Origin of the sequence: Kribbella sindirgiensis (assembly GCF_004331435.1) — a bacterium.
GTDB classification, from domain to species: domain Bacteria; phylum Actinomycetota; class Actinomycetes; order Propionibacteriales; family Kribbellaceae; genus Kribbella; species Kribbella sindirgiensis.
In genome coordinates, this window is sequence record NZ_SJKA01000005.1 from 129,515 (window position 1) to 144,508 (window position 14,994).

The following is a 14,994-nucleotide window of genomic DNA, read 5'->3' on the forward strand; positions in this document are numbered from 1 at the left end:
GGCCGCGACGCCGGTATCCGGGGGGATTCGGTCACAGGACTGAGGGGTTCGCTGCGTTCGACCTTGGGGGGTCTCCTGACGTCCTGTGCTGCCTCCTTCCGCGACGGCGTTCCCGTCTCTCTGGAGGCCCGCGCATGAGGTCACCGCATCACCGACGAGGTCATCGTCGTACCGCCACTCGAAGTGTCACGGCCGGTGTGTCCGCCGGTCTGCTGGTCGCCGCGCTGCTGCCCGCGATGACCGCGTCAGCCGCCGATCCGTCCCCCACCGCGCCGAACGGCCGGCCGTGGACCGCGACGCCCCTGACCGTCGCCAGTACGGTCAACGGCGCCAAGTCACCCAGCGGTCAGCTCGCGAAGAGCGATCCCGCACTCGTGAACAGCACGTCCGCCCAGCAGGTTCGGGTGGTCGTGAAACTCGACTACGACTCGCTGGCGGCGTATCGCGGCGGGATCAAGGGCCTGCCCGGCACCAGCCCGGCCGTCACCGGCAAGCGCCTCGACGTGAAGGGCGCGAACGCCACGAAGTACCTGAAGCACGTGGCCACCGTGGAGAACGACTTCCTGGCCGCGATGCAGTCGAAGGTCCCGAGCGCGCGAGCAGGCCAGCGGCTGCGCACCGTGTACGGCGGTATCGCGCTCAGCGTGCCGGCGAACCAGGCCCGCGAGCTGCTGAAGCTGCCCGGTGTGGCCGCGGTCCAGCAGGACAACCCGCAGCAGCTGCTCACCGATTCCAGCGGCGCTTTCATCGGAGCTCCGACGATCTACAACCAGCTCGGCGGATCGGCCAACTCCGGTAAGGGCGTCATCGTCGGCATCCTGGACACCGGCGCGTGGCCGGAGCACCCGTCCTTCGCCGATCCGGGCACCCTGCCCGCACCACCGCCGACCGCCGATGCGACGCCGCGTGTCTGCGACTTCGGCGACAACCCGCAGACACCGGCGAGCGACGTGTTCACCTGCACCAACAAGCTGATCGGCGGCCGGCCGTTCCTCGACACCTACAACGCGGTGATCGGCGGCGACACCTACCCCGACAGCGCCCGTGACTCCAACGGTCACGGCACGCACACCGCGTCGACGTCTGCCGGTGGACCGGTCGCCCCCGCGAACCCGCTCGGCATCGACCGCGGCGCGATCGCCGGGATGGCACCGGCGGCCGCAGTGTCGGTCTACAAGGTCTGCGGCGCCGAGGGCTGCTTCCCGAGCGACTCGGCCGCGGCCGTCGCGCGCGCCATCCTCGACGGCGTCCGGGTGATCAACTTCTCGATCTCCGGCGGCAGCGACCCGTACAGCGACCCGGTCGAACTCGCGTTCCTGGACGCGTACGCCGCGGGCGTGTTCGTCGCCGCTTCGGCCGGCAACTCGGGTCCGGGCGCGGCCACCACCGACCACCGCGGTCCGTGGGTCACCACGGTCGCGGCCTCGACCCAGAGCCGTACCTTCCGGTCGACGATCAGCTTGGCCGGCGGCGGCGCGACCGCCACCGTTTCCGGTGCGTCCATCACTGCGGGCGTCTCGACTCCGGCCCCGGTCGTGCTCGCGTCCGCACCGCCGTACAGCAACGCGCTGTGCACTTCCCCGGCCCCGCCGGGTCTCTTCACGGGCAAGATCGTCGTCTGTGAGCGCGGCCCTGGCCGTGTCCTGAAGGGCTTCAACGTCCTGCAGGGCGGCGCCGTCGGCATGCTGCTGTACAACTCGTTCCCGTTCGACGTGTTCACCGACAACCACTGGCTGCCGACCGTGGCTCTCGAGAAGCCGGACGGCGACGCGTTGCTGGCGTTCCTCGCGGCGCACCCCGGCGCGACGTCCGCGTCGTTCACGCAGGGCGCCAAGACCACCTGGCAGGGCGACGTGATGGCGTACTTCTCGTCGCGCGGCCCCGGTGGCGACTTCCTCAAACCCGATGTCACCGCACCCGGCCTGCACATCCTGGCCGGACAGACGCCGACACCGGAGTCCCCGGCCGAAGGACCGCCCGGGAACCTGTACCAGGTGATCGCCGGTACGTCGATGTCGTCGCCGCATGTCGCCGGCGCCGCCGCACTCGTCCTCGCCCTGCACCCGTCCTGGACGCCCGGCCAGCTCAAGTCGGCGCTCGAGACCACCGCGAAGACGACGGTCAAGAAGGAGGACCGGACCACCCAGGCCGACCCGTTCGACTACGGCGGCGGGCGGATCGACCTCACCAAGGCCGGCGACCCCGGTCTGACCCTGGACGAGACCGCCGCGAACTACGCGGCCTCGGCCACCGACCCGCTGAACCGGATCGATCTCAACCTGCCGTCGGTGAACGCACCGACCATGCCGGGGCTGATCACCGCCACGCGGACGGTCACCAACGTCACCAACCAGACCCTCACCTTCACGGCCACCGGTACGACGGTCAGCGGCGCGAACATCTCCGTACTGCCGCCGGTGTTCCAGGTGAAGCCCGGCAAGTCGCAGAAGCTGACGATCGCGATCACCGCAGCCGCCGTACCTGATGGTCAGTACTTCGGTCAGGTCAACTTCAAGCAGATCGGCGGCAATCGGGCACTGCACCTGCCGGTGGCGTTCTTCCGCCAGGAGGGCATCGTCCCGATCGACCAGACCTGTGCGCCGTCGACCATCGCGCGGAACACCGGTCAGTCGACCTGCACGGTGACCGTGCAGAACAACAGCCTGCAGACCACCGACGTGACGGCGGTCAGCACGCTGAGCTCGCAACTGCGGCTGAACAGCGTCACGGGCGCGACCCAGATCGGCCCGCAGATCGCCACCAAGACGGCCACCCTCGCCGGCCGCCAGCCCGACAGTCCGGTCATCGCCCCCGGTGCGTCTCCGGCGGGCTACCTCCCGCTGGACCTGTTCGGTGTCACGCCGATTCCGGTCGGTGACGAACAGGCGTTGAACTTCAACGTGCCGGCGTTCGTGTACGCCGGGCAGACGTACAACCGGGTCGGGGTGACGTCGGACGGCTACACGGTCGTCGGCGGCACCACCTCGGGTGACGACGTCCAGTTCTTGCCGCAGAACCTGCCCGACCCGGCGCGTCCGAACAACGTGCTCGCGTCGTACTGGACCGATCTCGACGGCAACGGCGCCCCGGGCATCTTCGCCACCGTGCTGACCGACGGGGTGAGCTCGTGGATCGTGATCGAATCGCGGCTCAACCTGTTCGGAACCACCAGCACCAAGGTGTTCCAGCAATGGATCGGGATCAACGGTACCGAGGACATCAGCTACACCTACGACCCGGGCAACCTGCCCGGTAGTCCTCCGGCCGGGTACGGCCTGACGGTCGGTGCGGAGAACTTCGAAGGCACGGCCGGCAGCCAGATCACCGGTCCGCCGGTCACCGACTACCGCATCACGAGTACGCCGGGAGCGCCCGGCGGCTCGATGACCTACTCGATGAACATCAAGGGTGTGCAGAAGGGCACCGGCACGGTAACCACCGGGACCTCAACGCCACTCGTCAAGGGCCTCACGATCGAGGTCGACAAGATCATCGTCAACTAACCAAGGGATGAGCGACCGGGTTGGGGAGGATTGTGTGCCGAATCGGGTAGACGATCCTCCCCAACTCGCGACCGGGCGCAGGTTAGCGGCCGGGTACCGGTACGCATGAAGACACCCCGTGCGATCAGGTCCGCCCGCCGACCGGCAGAGGCGAGTGGGCCCTTCGTCTGTAGCTGGAGTTCTGTCGGTGACTGCGCGATCGTCCGGGTGGCCGGCACCGTCGACGTCCGTACCGCCCCCACCTTCGCCCACGAACTCCACCACGTCATCACCACCAAACTCCCGCGCCTCGTCGTCGACCTGCGACGCGTCACGGCAATGGAGGCAACCGGCCTCGACGTCCTCGCCGACGCCCACGACCTCGCCCTCCACCACGGCGGCTGGCTACGCGCCTCCGGAGCCGGCCAATGGCTGGCCGACCTCATCCGGGCCACCGGCACCAACCGCCCCCTCGACCACTACTCCACCCTCTCGGACGCCCTCCCGTCCTACCGACCGGCGATCGCCCGTCCGGCATCACCGATGGGCTGATGCCGGACGTGCGATACCTGTCAGGTCTTCGAGCCGGACAGGGCGATACCTTGCACGATCTGGCGCTGGGCGATGATGAAGATCAGCAGCATCGGCAGCGCCGCCATGGTCGTGGCCGCCATCAGACTCGTCCAGTCGGAGGAGTAGGCGCCCTTGAACTGGTTGACCACCAGCGGAATCGTGAAGTTCCGGTCGCTGTTCAGGAAGATCAGCGGTGAGAAGAACGAGTTCCACTGTCCGAGGAACACGAAGATGCCGAGGGCCACGAGTGGCGTCCGCAGCAGCGGCAGGATGATCGTGGTGAAGATCCGGATCCGGCCCGCGCCGTCGATCGAGGCGGCTTCCTCCAGCTCCAGCGGAATGCCGCGGACATACTGGCGGAGGAGGAAGACGCCGAAGGCGTTGAACAACGCCGGCGGGACGATCAGCGCCAGGTGGGTGTCGATCCAACGGAGCTGCCCCATGATGACGTACAGCGGGATCACGGTCAGCTGGAACGGAACCATCAAGGTGGCCAGGAAGACGCCGAAGATCACTTTCCGCCCCGGAAAACGGATCCGCGCGAAGGCGTAGGCGGCCATCGAACAGGTGATCAGGGTGAAGATCGTGACCAGGCCGGCGATATAGACACTGTTGAAGTACGCCCGCGCGAAGTCGGCGCCCTGCCACGCGGTGACGAAGTTCTGCGGCTGCCAGAGCTTCGGCAGCAGCTTCGGCGGCTGGGCGAAGATCTCGTCGAGCGGCTTCAGGGCCGAGAACAACATCCACAGGAACGGCACGAACATCGCCAGGGAGCCCGCGACCAGCAGCAGGTGCAGCGGAATCCAGGACGGCTTGAACCGCCCCGCGCGCAGCCCATGAGAAGCATTCTTCCGACGCGCCGCCTCGAGGTCCCGGGCGGCGATCTCGCCTGATGAGGAAGTCATTCGGTGTAATGCACCCATCTCTTCTGAGCAAGGAACTGGAGGCCGGTCAGGACCAGCAGGATGAGGAACAGGTACACCGCGATGGCCGCGGCGAACCCGAACTTGAACTGGCGGAAGGCGAAGTTCACGATGTCGTACACGATCGTGTGGGCGTTCGCCGGCGCTGTGGTGTCGAAGAAGAAGTAGATGTAGTCGAACACCTGGAAGGACCCGATGATCGAGGTGATCGACAGGAACAGGATGGTCGGCGACAGCAGCGGCACGGTGATCCTGCGCAGCTTCTGCCATTCCGACGCGCCGTCGATGTCGGCGGCCTCCATCAGGGTGGGCGAGATGTTCTGCAGACCGGCGACGAACATCACGATCATGTAGCCGAGGCCCTGCCAGATCGACACCACGACGATCGCGGGGATCGCCGTCCGCGGATTCTGCAGCCAGTCCGGCGGGTTGGGCAGCCCGAGCGACTTCAGCAGGGAGTTGATGGGACTGATCTCGGGGTTCAGCAGCCAGAGCCAGATGGCGCCCACCGCGACGGTCGACGTGACCTGCGGCGCGAAGAAGAAGATCCGGTAGAACGGCGTCAACCGCCCCGCCTTCTGGATGAAGAACGCGAAGAAGAAGCCGGTGATCAACAGTCCGGGGACCTGGAGGGCGGTGAACCACGCGGTGTTCAGCCAGGACTGCCGCAACTGGGCGTCCTGCCAGACACCGATGAAGTTCTGCAGCCCGACGAAGGTGCGCGAACCCAGACCGTCCCAGCTCGAGAACGACAGGACGATGGCGAAGACCAGCGGGCCAACCATGAAGGCGATCAGGCCGATGAGCTGAGGGGTGAGAAAGGCGTACCCCCACAGCGCTTCGGTCCGCCGTCTGCGCTTCACATCCACTGCGAGCGCCATGTCTCACTTCCCGTTGTTGATGAACTTGCAGATCTTGTCGGCCCACACCTTCGCGCTGTCGCCGGCCTTGATCGACTTGTCCATCTCGGTGCCGAGGTTGGCTCCGACCTCCGCCTTGGACGCGATGGCCGACGGGATCGCGTAGCCCTTCTTGGCGGTTTCCGTGAACCAGGCGCAGTGTTCGGGTTGCTTGTTCTCCATCACGACCTCGTCCAGACCCGCGACGGACGGTACGGCGTTGCCTCCGCCGGAGAGCCGGGCCTTCTGACCGTCCTTGTTGACGAACCGGGTGGCGAAGTACATAGCGGCTTCGGGGTCCTTGGCGTTGGCGTTCACGGCCATGGCCGCCGTGTAGACGATCACCGGCGGTACCGACTTCCCGTCGGCGGACGCGAAGGGTGCGATGTCGTAGCCGAACTTCAGCTTCTTGAGGTTCGGGAGGATCCAGCGTCCCACCTGGCAGCTGGCGAGTTGCTGGCTGTAGAACAGGGCGTCGATGGCCTGCCCCTTCGGCAGCGATCCGCCGTAGGTGATGTTGCCGCTGGCCATTCCCTCCCAGAGCCACTCGAGGGTCTCCATCGACTTCGCGTCCTCGTTGAAGATCATCTTGTTGCCCTCAGCGACCTTGCCGCCGAACGCGGTCATCCAGCTGAGCATGGGGCCGAAGCCGCCCTCCAGGACCATGCCCCGCTTGCCGGTGGCCTTGATCTTGGTCAGGAAGTCGTCGACGGCGTCCCGGTTCCAGCCGCCGGACTCGTGCAGCTGCGCGGGGTTCTTGGTGATGCCGGCGGCCTCGCACATGTCCTTGTTGAACCAGAACACGATCGGGTTGCAGTCGACGACCAGTCCGTAGGTACCCGGGCTGCCGTCGGCAGGCTTGCACCAGCCCATCAGGTTCGGGTACAGGTCGTCGATCTTGACGGGCGCGTCCGCCTTGGCCGTGAACTCGGTGAAATCGGCGACCTTCTTGTTCTGGATGAGCCGTTGCATACCGGAGTCCTGCACGTAGAAGACGTCCGGGGCGCTGCTGCCGGCGAGCTGGGTGAGCAGCTTGGCGCCGTAGTCGCCGACGACCACCTGGAAGGTGACCTTGGTCCCGTGCGCGGCCTCGTAGTCCTTCGAGATCTGCCGGAACCGCTCGGCCTCGCCCGGGTTCGCCCAGGACGCCCAGGTCACGGTGCCGCCCTTGCCTCCCGCGCCGCCGCCGGAGCCGCCGTTGCCGCCGGCCGACGTGCCTCCCGCGCTACCGCCGGCGCAGGCGGTGAGCAACGCGCTCGAGCCCACTCCGGCGAGCGCCGCACTGGCCAGGAAACCACGACGTGTGATCGGTCGCCCAAAGGGCGTTTCATTGGTCGGCATCACAGTTCTCCTTCTCTTGGTTCGGTTTTCGGCAGACGGCCACACCGGCGAGGTCGGAGCTGAGAGCCGGCCTGGCGGCTCCTCGAAGAAAGGCGGATATTAGCGGTAAAAGATAGGGACGCCAGGCAATTCCGTCAATGCTTCGGAGCATTCAGTTTTACCGCTATAGTCCAGGGCGTGACGACATTTGAGATCCGCTCCCCCGAAGGTCTTACCGTCCGTAGCGCTCGCCTGACCGGCCCCGGCACGCTGACCGAGCGCGCGACGGCCGAGCCCGGTGTCCTGCGGTACGACGTGGTTGCCGATGTCGCTGCCGACGGTCCGGTGACGTTGCGCTGGACGTGGCCGGCCGACGACGCGGTGACACTGTGGCGGGCGAGCCAGGGGTCACGCCGTCATCTCCCGACCGACTGGGGCTCGCACCGCGACGTCCGTTCCGTCCGCTCCGCACCGGTCGCCACGCTCGTCGATCCGCAGGACCGCAGCCTGTTGACCGTCTCCTTGTCGTCGAACGTCCGGGGCTGCGACTTCGCCGTCGGGGTGAGCGAGGAGACCGCGGAACAGCTGATCGAGCTGACCGTGACGGATCTCGAGGGCGAAGGCTTCGTTCTGCGGATCGACCTGCGGGACCGGCATTTCGCCGAGGCGCTGGGGGCCGTGACGGCGGAGTGGGCGGCCGAGCTGGGTGACCGGATCGCCGACGTGCCGCCGGTCGCGCGACAGGCGATGTACTCGACCTGGTACAGCGACCACCAGCACGTCTCGGCCGAGTCCGTCGAGCGGCACGCCCGCGCGGGAGCGGCGTACGGCACCGAGGCGATCATCGTCGACGACGGCTGGCAGACCGACGACACGCGGCGCGGGTACGCGTACTGCGGCGATTGGGAGCCGACCAGCCACAAGTTCCCGGACATGGCCGAGCATGTACGTCGCGTGCACGCGCTCGGCCAGCGGTACGTGCTGTGGATCGCGCCTCCGTTGATCGGTGTGCACTCGAAGGCCTGGGGCAAGCTGAAGGACCGCACACTCGGCTTTGCCGACGGTGAGGTGACCGCCGTCCTCGACCCCCGCTGTCCCGAGGTCCGCGAACACCTCGTGGAGTGCTGCGTTCGTCCAGTCCGTGACTGGGGCGTCGACGGCCTGAAGATCGACTTCATCGATTCCTGGGCGCGGGACGACGTTCCGGCGGCGCCGAACGGTGACTGCGCTTCCGTCGACGAGGGCGTGGAGCGGTTCCTGCAGGCCGTCACCGACGAGCTACGGAGGCTGCGGCCCGACGTGCTGATCGAGTTCCGGCAGGACTACGTGCACCCGAGGCTCTGGCAGTTCGGCACGTTCCTGCGGGCCGGCGACTGTGCGCTCGACCCGGTCGAGAACCGTGTGCGGACTGTCGATTGTCGACTGTTGGCAGGTGATCGCGCGGTGCATTCGGACATGCTGATGTGGAGCCCGTCGGCATCGGTGGAGAACGTCGCGCAGCATTTCATCAATGCGTTGTTCAGCACGCCGCAGGTGTCGATGGAGCTGGACGCGCTGCCGCCCGAGCACCAGCAGGTGGTCCGGTACTGGCTCGGATTCGTCCGCGATCACGCCGACGCCCTGCTGCACGGCGTATTGCGGCCGTCGCGACCGGATGCGCGGTACACGCAGGTTCGCGCGGTCGGTGCGACGGAGACCGTGGTGGCCGTGTACACGAATCCGGTCGTGCGGGTCCAGGACCCGCGCACAGTCGTGGTGAACGGTGGCGCCGAGCGGCGACTGTACGTCGAAGGTGCGTGCGACCGGCGTGTGGACCTCGTAGTGTCGGACTGTTCGGGCCACGAGGTGCACCGAGAGACGACGACTGCGCCTGCGGTGTGGACGATCGACGTTCCGGTCGGTGGATCAGCCCGGATCGTGTGTGACTAAGGGGGAAGGGTTGGCTGTAGAGAAGCCGCGGCGTACGACTGTCGCGGACGTCGCCCGGTTGGCCGGGGTGTCGGCGATGACGGTGTCGAACGTACTGAACGCGCCGCATCGCGTCGCGCCGCCGACCGTCCGGACGGTGCGCGCCGCGATCCAGGAACTCGGGTACATCCCGAACCACGCTGCCCGTGCGTTGTCGTCCGGACGCAGCCAGGTGATCGGCCTGCCGATGTCCTTCGACGACGACCTCGTGGACGACGACAATCCAGGCCTGGGCGGGTTCCTGCACAGCCTGCTCGGCGGTCTGGTCAAGGCGGCCGCGGTCCCGGGGTACGGCGTCCATGTCGTCGAGACCCCGGCCGACACCGCGACCGAGATCGTGCTGTACGAGAAGCTGATCGCGGCGCGGCAGGTGGATGCGATCGTCGTTCTGGAGACGATGCCGCACGACGAGCGGATCGAGTTCCTCAGCCGCCGGCGGTTCCCGTTCGTGGCGTTCGGGCGGACCGGGCCGGAGCATCGGCAGTGCTGGGTCGACGTGGACAACGAGACGTCGATGGCCGGTGTCGCGGCGCATCTGCGGTCGACCGGCCGGGAGCGGGCGGTGTACCTGGCGACGGACAGTCCGCTGCCGTGGGTGCATCAGCGACGCGACGGGTTCGTCCGGGAGTTCCCGTCGACGGAAGCGCGATCGTTCGGTTCGCTCGAGGCGCTGGCGGCGTACGTCGGGGAACTGGACCCGCCGGACGTTTTCGTCGCGGACAACGACGCGTTCGCCGTGGTCGCGATGCGCACGCTGCAACGGCGCGGGATCGCGGTGGGTCAGGACGTCGCGGTGACCGGGTTCAACGACTTCCCGTTCGCGAGCATGCTCGACACACCGCTCACCACGGCCCGGATCCCGTTGCGGGACATCGCCACCTGCCTGTTCGACCGTGCCTTGCGGGAGATCAGCGGCGAGCCGGACGAACCGGGCAGGCTCGTCACGGCGCCACTGGTGATCCGTTCGAGTGCCTAAGGCTTGACCAGAACCTTCAGCGCGGTGCGGTCGTCCATCCTGCGGTAGCCGTCGGCCACGTCGGCGAGGGCGACCTCGCTGTCGAAGACCTTGCCGGGGTCAACGTTTCCGGCGAGGACGTCGGGAAGCAGGGTTTCGATGTAGGCACGGGCAGGCGCGGGTCCGCCGGTGAGGGTGATGTTGGGTCCGAAGAGGCTCGGGAACCCGACCGGCGCGTCGCTGTACTGCGGTACGCCGACGCGGCTGATGACGCCCCCGGCCCGGACCACACCGATCGCCTGATCGTAGGCGGGCCGGTGACCGACAGCTTCGAGTACGACGTGCGTACCGTCGCCGCCGGTGAGGTCCCGAACCCGTGCGATCCCTTCGTCGCCGCGCTCGGCTACGACGTCGGTCGCACCGTACTCACGGCCGAGGTCGGTGCGTACGGCGTGGCGGCCCATGAGGATGATCTGCTCGGCGCCGAGGCGCTTCGCGGACAGGACGGCCAGCAGGCCGACGGCTCCGTCACCGATCACCGTGACGCTCGTCCGCGGACCGACGTTCGCCTTGATCGCAGCGTGATAGCCGGTCCCGTACACGTCCGACAGCGTGAGCAGCGACGGGATCAGTGGTGAGGTCTCCTCGACCGGTACGGCGACCAGCGTGCCGTCCGCGAGCGGGACCCCGGACGGCCTCGGCCTGACCGCCGCCGATCTCGCCGGCGTTCCAGAAACCGCCGTGCCGGCAGGAGGTCTGCAGACCTTCGCGGCAGAAGTCGCAGGTGCCGTCGGACCACGCGAACGGCGCGATCACGAAGTCACCCACCTTCACCGTGCTGACGTCGTCACCGGTCTCTTCGACGACACCGACGAACTCGTGCCCCATGGACCGGCCGTCCGCGCTCGCGGCCATCGAGTGGTACGGGTGCAGATCGGAACCGCAGACGCACGCCCGGACAACACGCACAATCGCGTCGGTCGGCTCCTTGATGATCGGGTCCGGTACGTCGACGACACGGACATCGCCCGCGCCGTACATATAAGTGGCTCGCATGTCTGCCAGTGAACGGGCTGCGGCTGGTGCGCGGGAGTCACTGTCGTTCCAGGTAACGCCAGTACCTCCTTCAGTTCCTGGTGCCCGTCTACGGTGGAGGCATGGACAACCGAGCCACGATCCGCGAGTTCCTCGCCTCGAGGCGCGCGCGGATCACTCCCGAGCAGGCGGGACTACCGGCGTACGGCGGCAACCGCCGGGTCAAGGGGCTGCGCCGCGAAGAGGTCGCCATGCTGGCGGGAATGAGCATCGACTACTACGTGCGGCTCGAGCGCGGGAACCTGGCCGGGGCCTCCGACACCGTCCTGGAAGGGCTCGCCCGGGCGCTGCAGCTGGACGACGCCGAGCGGGCGCACCTGTTCGATCTCGCCCGCGCGGCCGAACCGACTCCCGTACGCAGCCGAAAGACTGCGCCCGCGACCGTGCCGGCCAGCGTCCAGCTCGTGCTCGACGCCGTGAACGACGCACCGGCCTGGGTCCGCAACGCCCGCCACGACATGCTCGCGGCGAACCGGATGGCCCGCGCACTCCACGCTCCGATGCTCGCGGATCCGCGCCGCCCCGCGAACAGCGCCCGCTTCGTCTATCTCGACCCGGCGTCCCACGATTTCTTCCAGGACTGGGAACGCACCGCCGACGACATCGCCGCCATGCTGCGCTCCGAGGCGGGGCGCAATCCGCACGACAAGCTCCTGATCGAACTGATCGGCGAACTGTCCACCCGCAGCGAGGACTTCCGCACCCGCTGGGCCGCCCACAACGTCCGCTTCCACCGCACCGGCCTGAAGAAGTTCCACCACCCGGTCGTCGGCGACCTGGAGCTCACGTTCGAGGCGATGGAGTTCCCCGCCCACCCAGGTCTCACCCTCTTGGCGTACGTCGCTCCCGTCGGCAGCCCGACCGCCGACAGCCTCAAACTCCTCGCCAGCTGGGCCGCCACCACAGAGGTTCCTCAGCACTAGGGAGCACTTGACCGCCTGGTTGCCACCTCGACGAACTTGGCGAGGTCGGCGGAACGACTGCCGGCCGGCCAGACGACGAGCATCTGGTACGGCTCGACGTCGGTCACCGGCCGGTAGACGACGTCCGGCCGGATGTTGCGCTCGGCCATCGACTGCGGCACGAGCGCGACCGCCTGCCCGAAAGCAACCACCTCCAGCAGTTGCGACGAGTCCTGCACGATCGGCCCGTCCACCGGGTCGTCCGGCCGCGCCGACCAGTAGTTGCGCTCAGCAACGTTAGCCCGGCTCCAGCGCGGCGCCGGGATCCCGGCCAGGTCATCGGGCGCCAGCATCTCGCGCGCCGCCAACTCGTGCCGCACCGGAAGCGCAGCGACCCGCGGCTCCGTGTACAGCAGCTCGGTTTCCAGTCCGTGGTCGTCGAACGGCCGGCTGACCAGCGCAACGTCCGCCCGCCCGTCCCGCACCATGTCGGCCTGCTCCCCGAAGCCGCTCACCACCACCTGCACACCCGGCAACTCACCCTGGAGCTCCGTCACGATCCGGTGCAGCACCTCGGTGGCGACACCGGGCTTCGCCGTCACCACGAGCCCTCCGGACGATTGGCCGGCCCGCTGAGTCCGTCGTACCGCCGAGTCGAGCGCGTCCAGCACCGGCTGCGACTCCTTCAGCAGGGTCTCCCCGGCCTCGGTCAGCCCGAGGCGGGGGCCGGAACGGTCGAACAGGTCGACGCCGAGACGATGCTCGAGCTGGCGCATCGCGCGGGACAGCGGCGGTTGGGCAATGCCCAGACGCTCGGCGGCACGGGTGATGTTCAGGTCCTCTGCGACCGCGCGGAAGTACCGCAGTTCGCGGATCTCGGGTTCCGGCATACCTCCAGGGTATGGCGGACCACCTGATCGGTGTTGGCCCGCGGGGGTGGGTGCGCGCTGGACTGGAGGCATGAATCAGAACGAAGTCGCCCTGGTGACGGGCGGAAACAAAGGCATCGGCCACGAGATCGTGCGCCAGCTCGCGGCGCGTGGGCTGACGGTGTACCTCGGCGCGCGGAACCCGGCTCTAGGCGCTCGCGCAGCGGAGGACCTGGCCGGCGACGTGCGGTTCGTGCAGCTGGATGTGACGGACGTCGAGTCGGTCGCCACAGCCGCCAAGCAGGTCGAGGCAGACTCCGGCCGGCTCGATGTGCTGGTGAACAATGCCGGCATCGTGTCCGAGTGGGGTACGGCGGTCGCCGACATCACGGCCGAACAGGTGCGAACGGCGTACGACGTGAACGTGTTCGGCGTGGTCGCGGTGATCAACGCGTTCGTACCGCTCCTGCGACGATCGCCGAACGCGCGGATCGTGAACATGTCGAGCGGACTCGGCTCGGTCAACCTCCTCTCGGAACTCGACGGCCGCCTCGCAACCCAAGGACTGCTCGCCTACAGCTCGTCGAAGGCAGCCCTCAACGCCCTGACTCTGGTCTACGCAAGCGCCCTGCGCGCAGACGGCATCAAGGTGAACGCCGCCACCCCAGGCCTCGTGCCAACCGACCTGAACACGCAGGCCTCCGTACCACGCGGCGATCGAACCGTGGCCGACGGAGCAGCCGTCCCGGTCGCCCTCGCCACACTCCCGCCCGACGGCCCGACCGGCGTCTTCAGAGGACCACAGTCACTGGCCGACGTGGCTCCTTGGTGAGTGCCTGGCGGGCGATCAGGAGGGTGATCGTGGTGCCGAGGATGCCGGCCGCTGCCATCGTGAGGTTGGGGGCGAGGAAGGAGCCGACGACGCCGCCGAGGGCGATGCTGACGCCCTGGATCGCCATCAGTCCGCTGGTCTGGACGGTGAACAGGCGGCCGCGGTACGCCGGGTCCGCGTGCTGCAGGATCAGTGGATCGATGCCCTGGTTGAAGGCGTAGCCCGTTCCGGAGATCGCGAGGAGTACGGCGGCGACCGGGATCGGCGGTGTGGTCAGGAACGCGATCGCGGGGAGCTGGCTGATCAGCAGGAACGGGACGACGAGCCGTCGCCGCGCGGAAGGGGTGAACCGCGCGACGACGAGCTCGCCGAGCACACTGCCGACGGCGTACCCGGTGAACAACGCACCGGCGGCGGCGGCTGCGGTGCCGACCTGAGCGGTGTACGCGACGGCCAGTCCGTCCGGGACGGACGAGAACGCCGGGGCCACCCAGGTCAGCAGGATCAGGTTGCGGAGCTTGGCCTTCGCGAACAGGAACTGCAAGCCGGTCCATGAGTCGCGGACCGTGTTGCTCTTGCGCTCTCCCGGAGGCGTGTACGGCGTACCCGTCGCGATCAGCACCGCGGACGCGACGAAGGTCACCGCGTCGAGGGCCAGCAGCCAGTTCGCGCCGACCACCGCGACCGCGATCCCGCCGAGTGCGAACCCGGTCAGCACCGCGACCTGACTGATTGCCCTCAGCAAGGACCTGCCGACCGGGAAGAGGTCCGTCGGCAACAGGTGCGCGAGGCTGGCGGCCCGTGCGCCCGCGAAGACCGGGGCCACGAGGCCGGTCACCACCAGCAGCCCCAGCAGCCCACCGACCGGCATCCCCGGGATCAGCATCAGTCCGATGGCCGCCGCGCTGACCACGTCGCACGCGACCAGGACCCGGCGCGCGGGGAACCGGTCCGCGATCGACGAGAACAGCACGCCGCTGACGGCGTACGGCAGGAACGAGCAGGCCAGGACGAGGGCCGACAGCAACGGCGATCCGGTCCGCTCGAAGATCAGGATGGACAGCGCGACCTGCGCCGCCACCGTGCCCAGCATCGAGACGGTGTGGGCGGCGTAGACGGCGCGCAGGCCGGGAAGGCTGAGTACAGCTCGGTAGGACCTCACGCGGCGAGCGTGCA

General features: G+C 68.2%; 13 protein-coding genes. 6 read left to right on the top strand and 7 right to left on the bottom strand.

The window, feature by feature from the left end:
* Nucleotides 1-197: 197 nt before the first annotated feature.
* Together E0H50_RS15690 and E0H50_RS15695 are read left to right on the top strand one after the other, a co-directional pair.
* A complete protein-coding gene (locus E0H50_RS15690; RefSeq protein ID WP_272948504.1) occupies nt 198-3,503 on the top strand; it encodes a S8 family serine peptidase in 3,306 nt (1,101 codons plus the stop codon).
* Nucleotides 3,504-3,608: 105 nt separating this feature from the next.
* Nucleotides 3,609-4,034, top strand: coding sequence for an STAS domain-containing protein (locus tag E0H50_RS15695; RefSeq protein WP_131288836.1), 426 nt, complete (start codon nt 3,609-3,611; stop codon nt 4,032-4,034).
* Between the two features lie 20 nt (nt 4,035-4,054).
* Here the strand turns inward: E0H50_RS15695 and E0H50_RS15700 are convergent, their stop codons facing one another.
* From E0H50_RS15700 to E0H50_RS15710, 3 genes are read right to left on the bottom strand one after another with little or no spacing between them, the layout of a single operon-like run.
* Nucleotides 4,055-4,960, bottom strand: coding sequence for a carbohydrate ABC transporter permease (locus tag E0H50_RS15700; protein ID WP_131288838.1), 906 nt, complete (start codon nt 4,958-4,960; stop codon nt 4,055-4,057).
* Nucleotides 4,957-5,859 carry a carbohydrate ABC transporter permease gene (locus E0H50_RS15705; protein WP_131288840.1) on the bottom strand — a complete coding sequence of 301 codons (903 nt, stop codon included), beginning with the start codon at nt 5,857-5,859 and terminating at the stop codon, nt 4,957-4,959. Before E0H50_RS15705 ends, E0H50_RS15700 begins: the two co-directional genes overlap by 4 nt.
* Nucleotides 5,860-5,862: 3 nt before the next feature.
* Nucleotides 5,863-7,218, bottom strand: coding sequence for an extracellular solute-binding protein (locus E0H50_RS15710; RefSeq protein ID WP_131288842.1), 1,356 nt, complete (start codon nt 7,216-7,218; stop codon nt 5,863-5,865).
* A 177-nt stretch (nt 7,219-7,395) separates the two neighbouring features.
* Between E0H50_RS15710 and E0H50_RS15715 the strand changes: the two genes are divergently transcribed.
* Together E0H50_RS15715 and E0H50_RS15720 are read left to right on the top strand one after the other, a co-directional pair.
* Entirely contained in the window at nt 7,396-9,126 is a 1,731-nt protein-coding gene (locus E0H50_RS15715) for a glycoside hydrolase family 36 protein (RefSeq protein ID WP_131288845.1), read from the top strand.
* A gap of 10 nt (nt 9,127-9,136) precedes the next feature.
* Nucleotides 9,137-10,141 carry a LacI family DNA-binding transcriptional regulator gene (locus E0H50_RS15720; RefSeq protein WP_131288847.1) on the top strand — a complete coding sequence of 335 codons (1,005 nt, stop codon included), beginning with the start codon at nt 9,137-9,139 and terminating at the stop codon, nt 10,139-10,141.
* Here E0H50_RS15720 and E0H50_RS44395 read toward each other — a convergent pair.
* Nucleotides 10,138-10,722 (bottom strand): zinc-binding dehydrogenase, encoded by a 585-nt coding sequence (locus E0H50_RS44395; protein WP_337590378.1) that lies wholly within the window; start codon nt 10,720-10,722, stop codon nt 10,138-10,140. The genes E0H50_RS15720 and E0H50_RS44395 overlap by 4 nt on opposite strands.
* Nucleotides 10,649-11,176, bottom strand: coding sequence for an alcohol dehydrogenase catalytic domain-containing protein (locus E0H50_RS44400; RefSeq protein ID WP_337590379.1), 528 nt, complete (start codon nt 11,174-11,176; stop codon nt 10,649-10,651). The genes E0H50_RS44395 and E0H50_RS44400 overlap by 74 nt, the downstream gene beginning before the upstream one ends.
* A 101-nt stretch (nt 11,177-11,277) precedes the next feature.
* Between E0H50_RS44400 and E0H50_RS15730 the strand changes: the two genes are divergently transcribed.
* On the top strand, nt 11,278-12,138 hold the full coding sequence (locus E0H50_RS15730) for a helix-turn-helix transcriptional regulator (protein WP_131288849.1): 861 nt from the start codon (nt 11,278-11,280) through the stop codon (nt 12,136-12,138).
* Here E0H50_RS15730 and E0H50_RS15735 read toward each other — a convergent pair.
* Entirely contained in the window at nt 12,135-13,007 is an 873-nt protein-coding gene (locus tag E0H50_RS15735) for a LysR family transcriptional regulator (protein ID WP_131288851.1), read from the bottom strand. The two genes, E0H50_RS15730 and E0H50_RS15735, sit on opposite strands and share 4 nt — an antisense overlap.
* Nucleotides 13,008-13,077: 70 nt before the next feature.
* On the opposite strand from E0H50_RS15735, the gene E0H50_RS15740 reads away from it, so the two are divergent.
* Nucleotides 13,078-13,818: an SDR family oxidoreductase gene (locus tag E0H50_RS15740; protein ID WP_131288853.1), complete on the top strand. Its 741-nt coding sequence runs from the start codon at nt 13,078-13,080 to the stop codon at nt 13,816-13,818.
* Here E0H50_RS15740 and E0H50_RS15745 read toward each other — a convergent pair.
* Entirely contained in the window at nt 13,778-14,980 is a 1,203-nt protein-coding gene (locus tag E0H50_RS15745) for an MFS transporter (RefSeq protein WP_238150987.1), read from the bottom strand. The two genes, E0H50_RS15740 and E0H50_RS15745, sit on opposite strands and share 41 nt — an antisense overlap.
* Nucleotides 14,981-14,994: the final 14 nt, after the last annotated feature.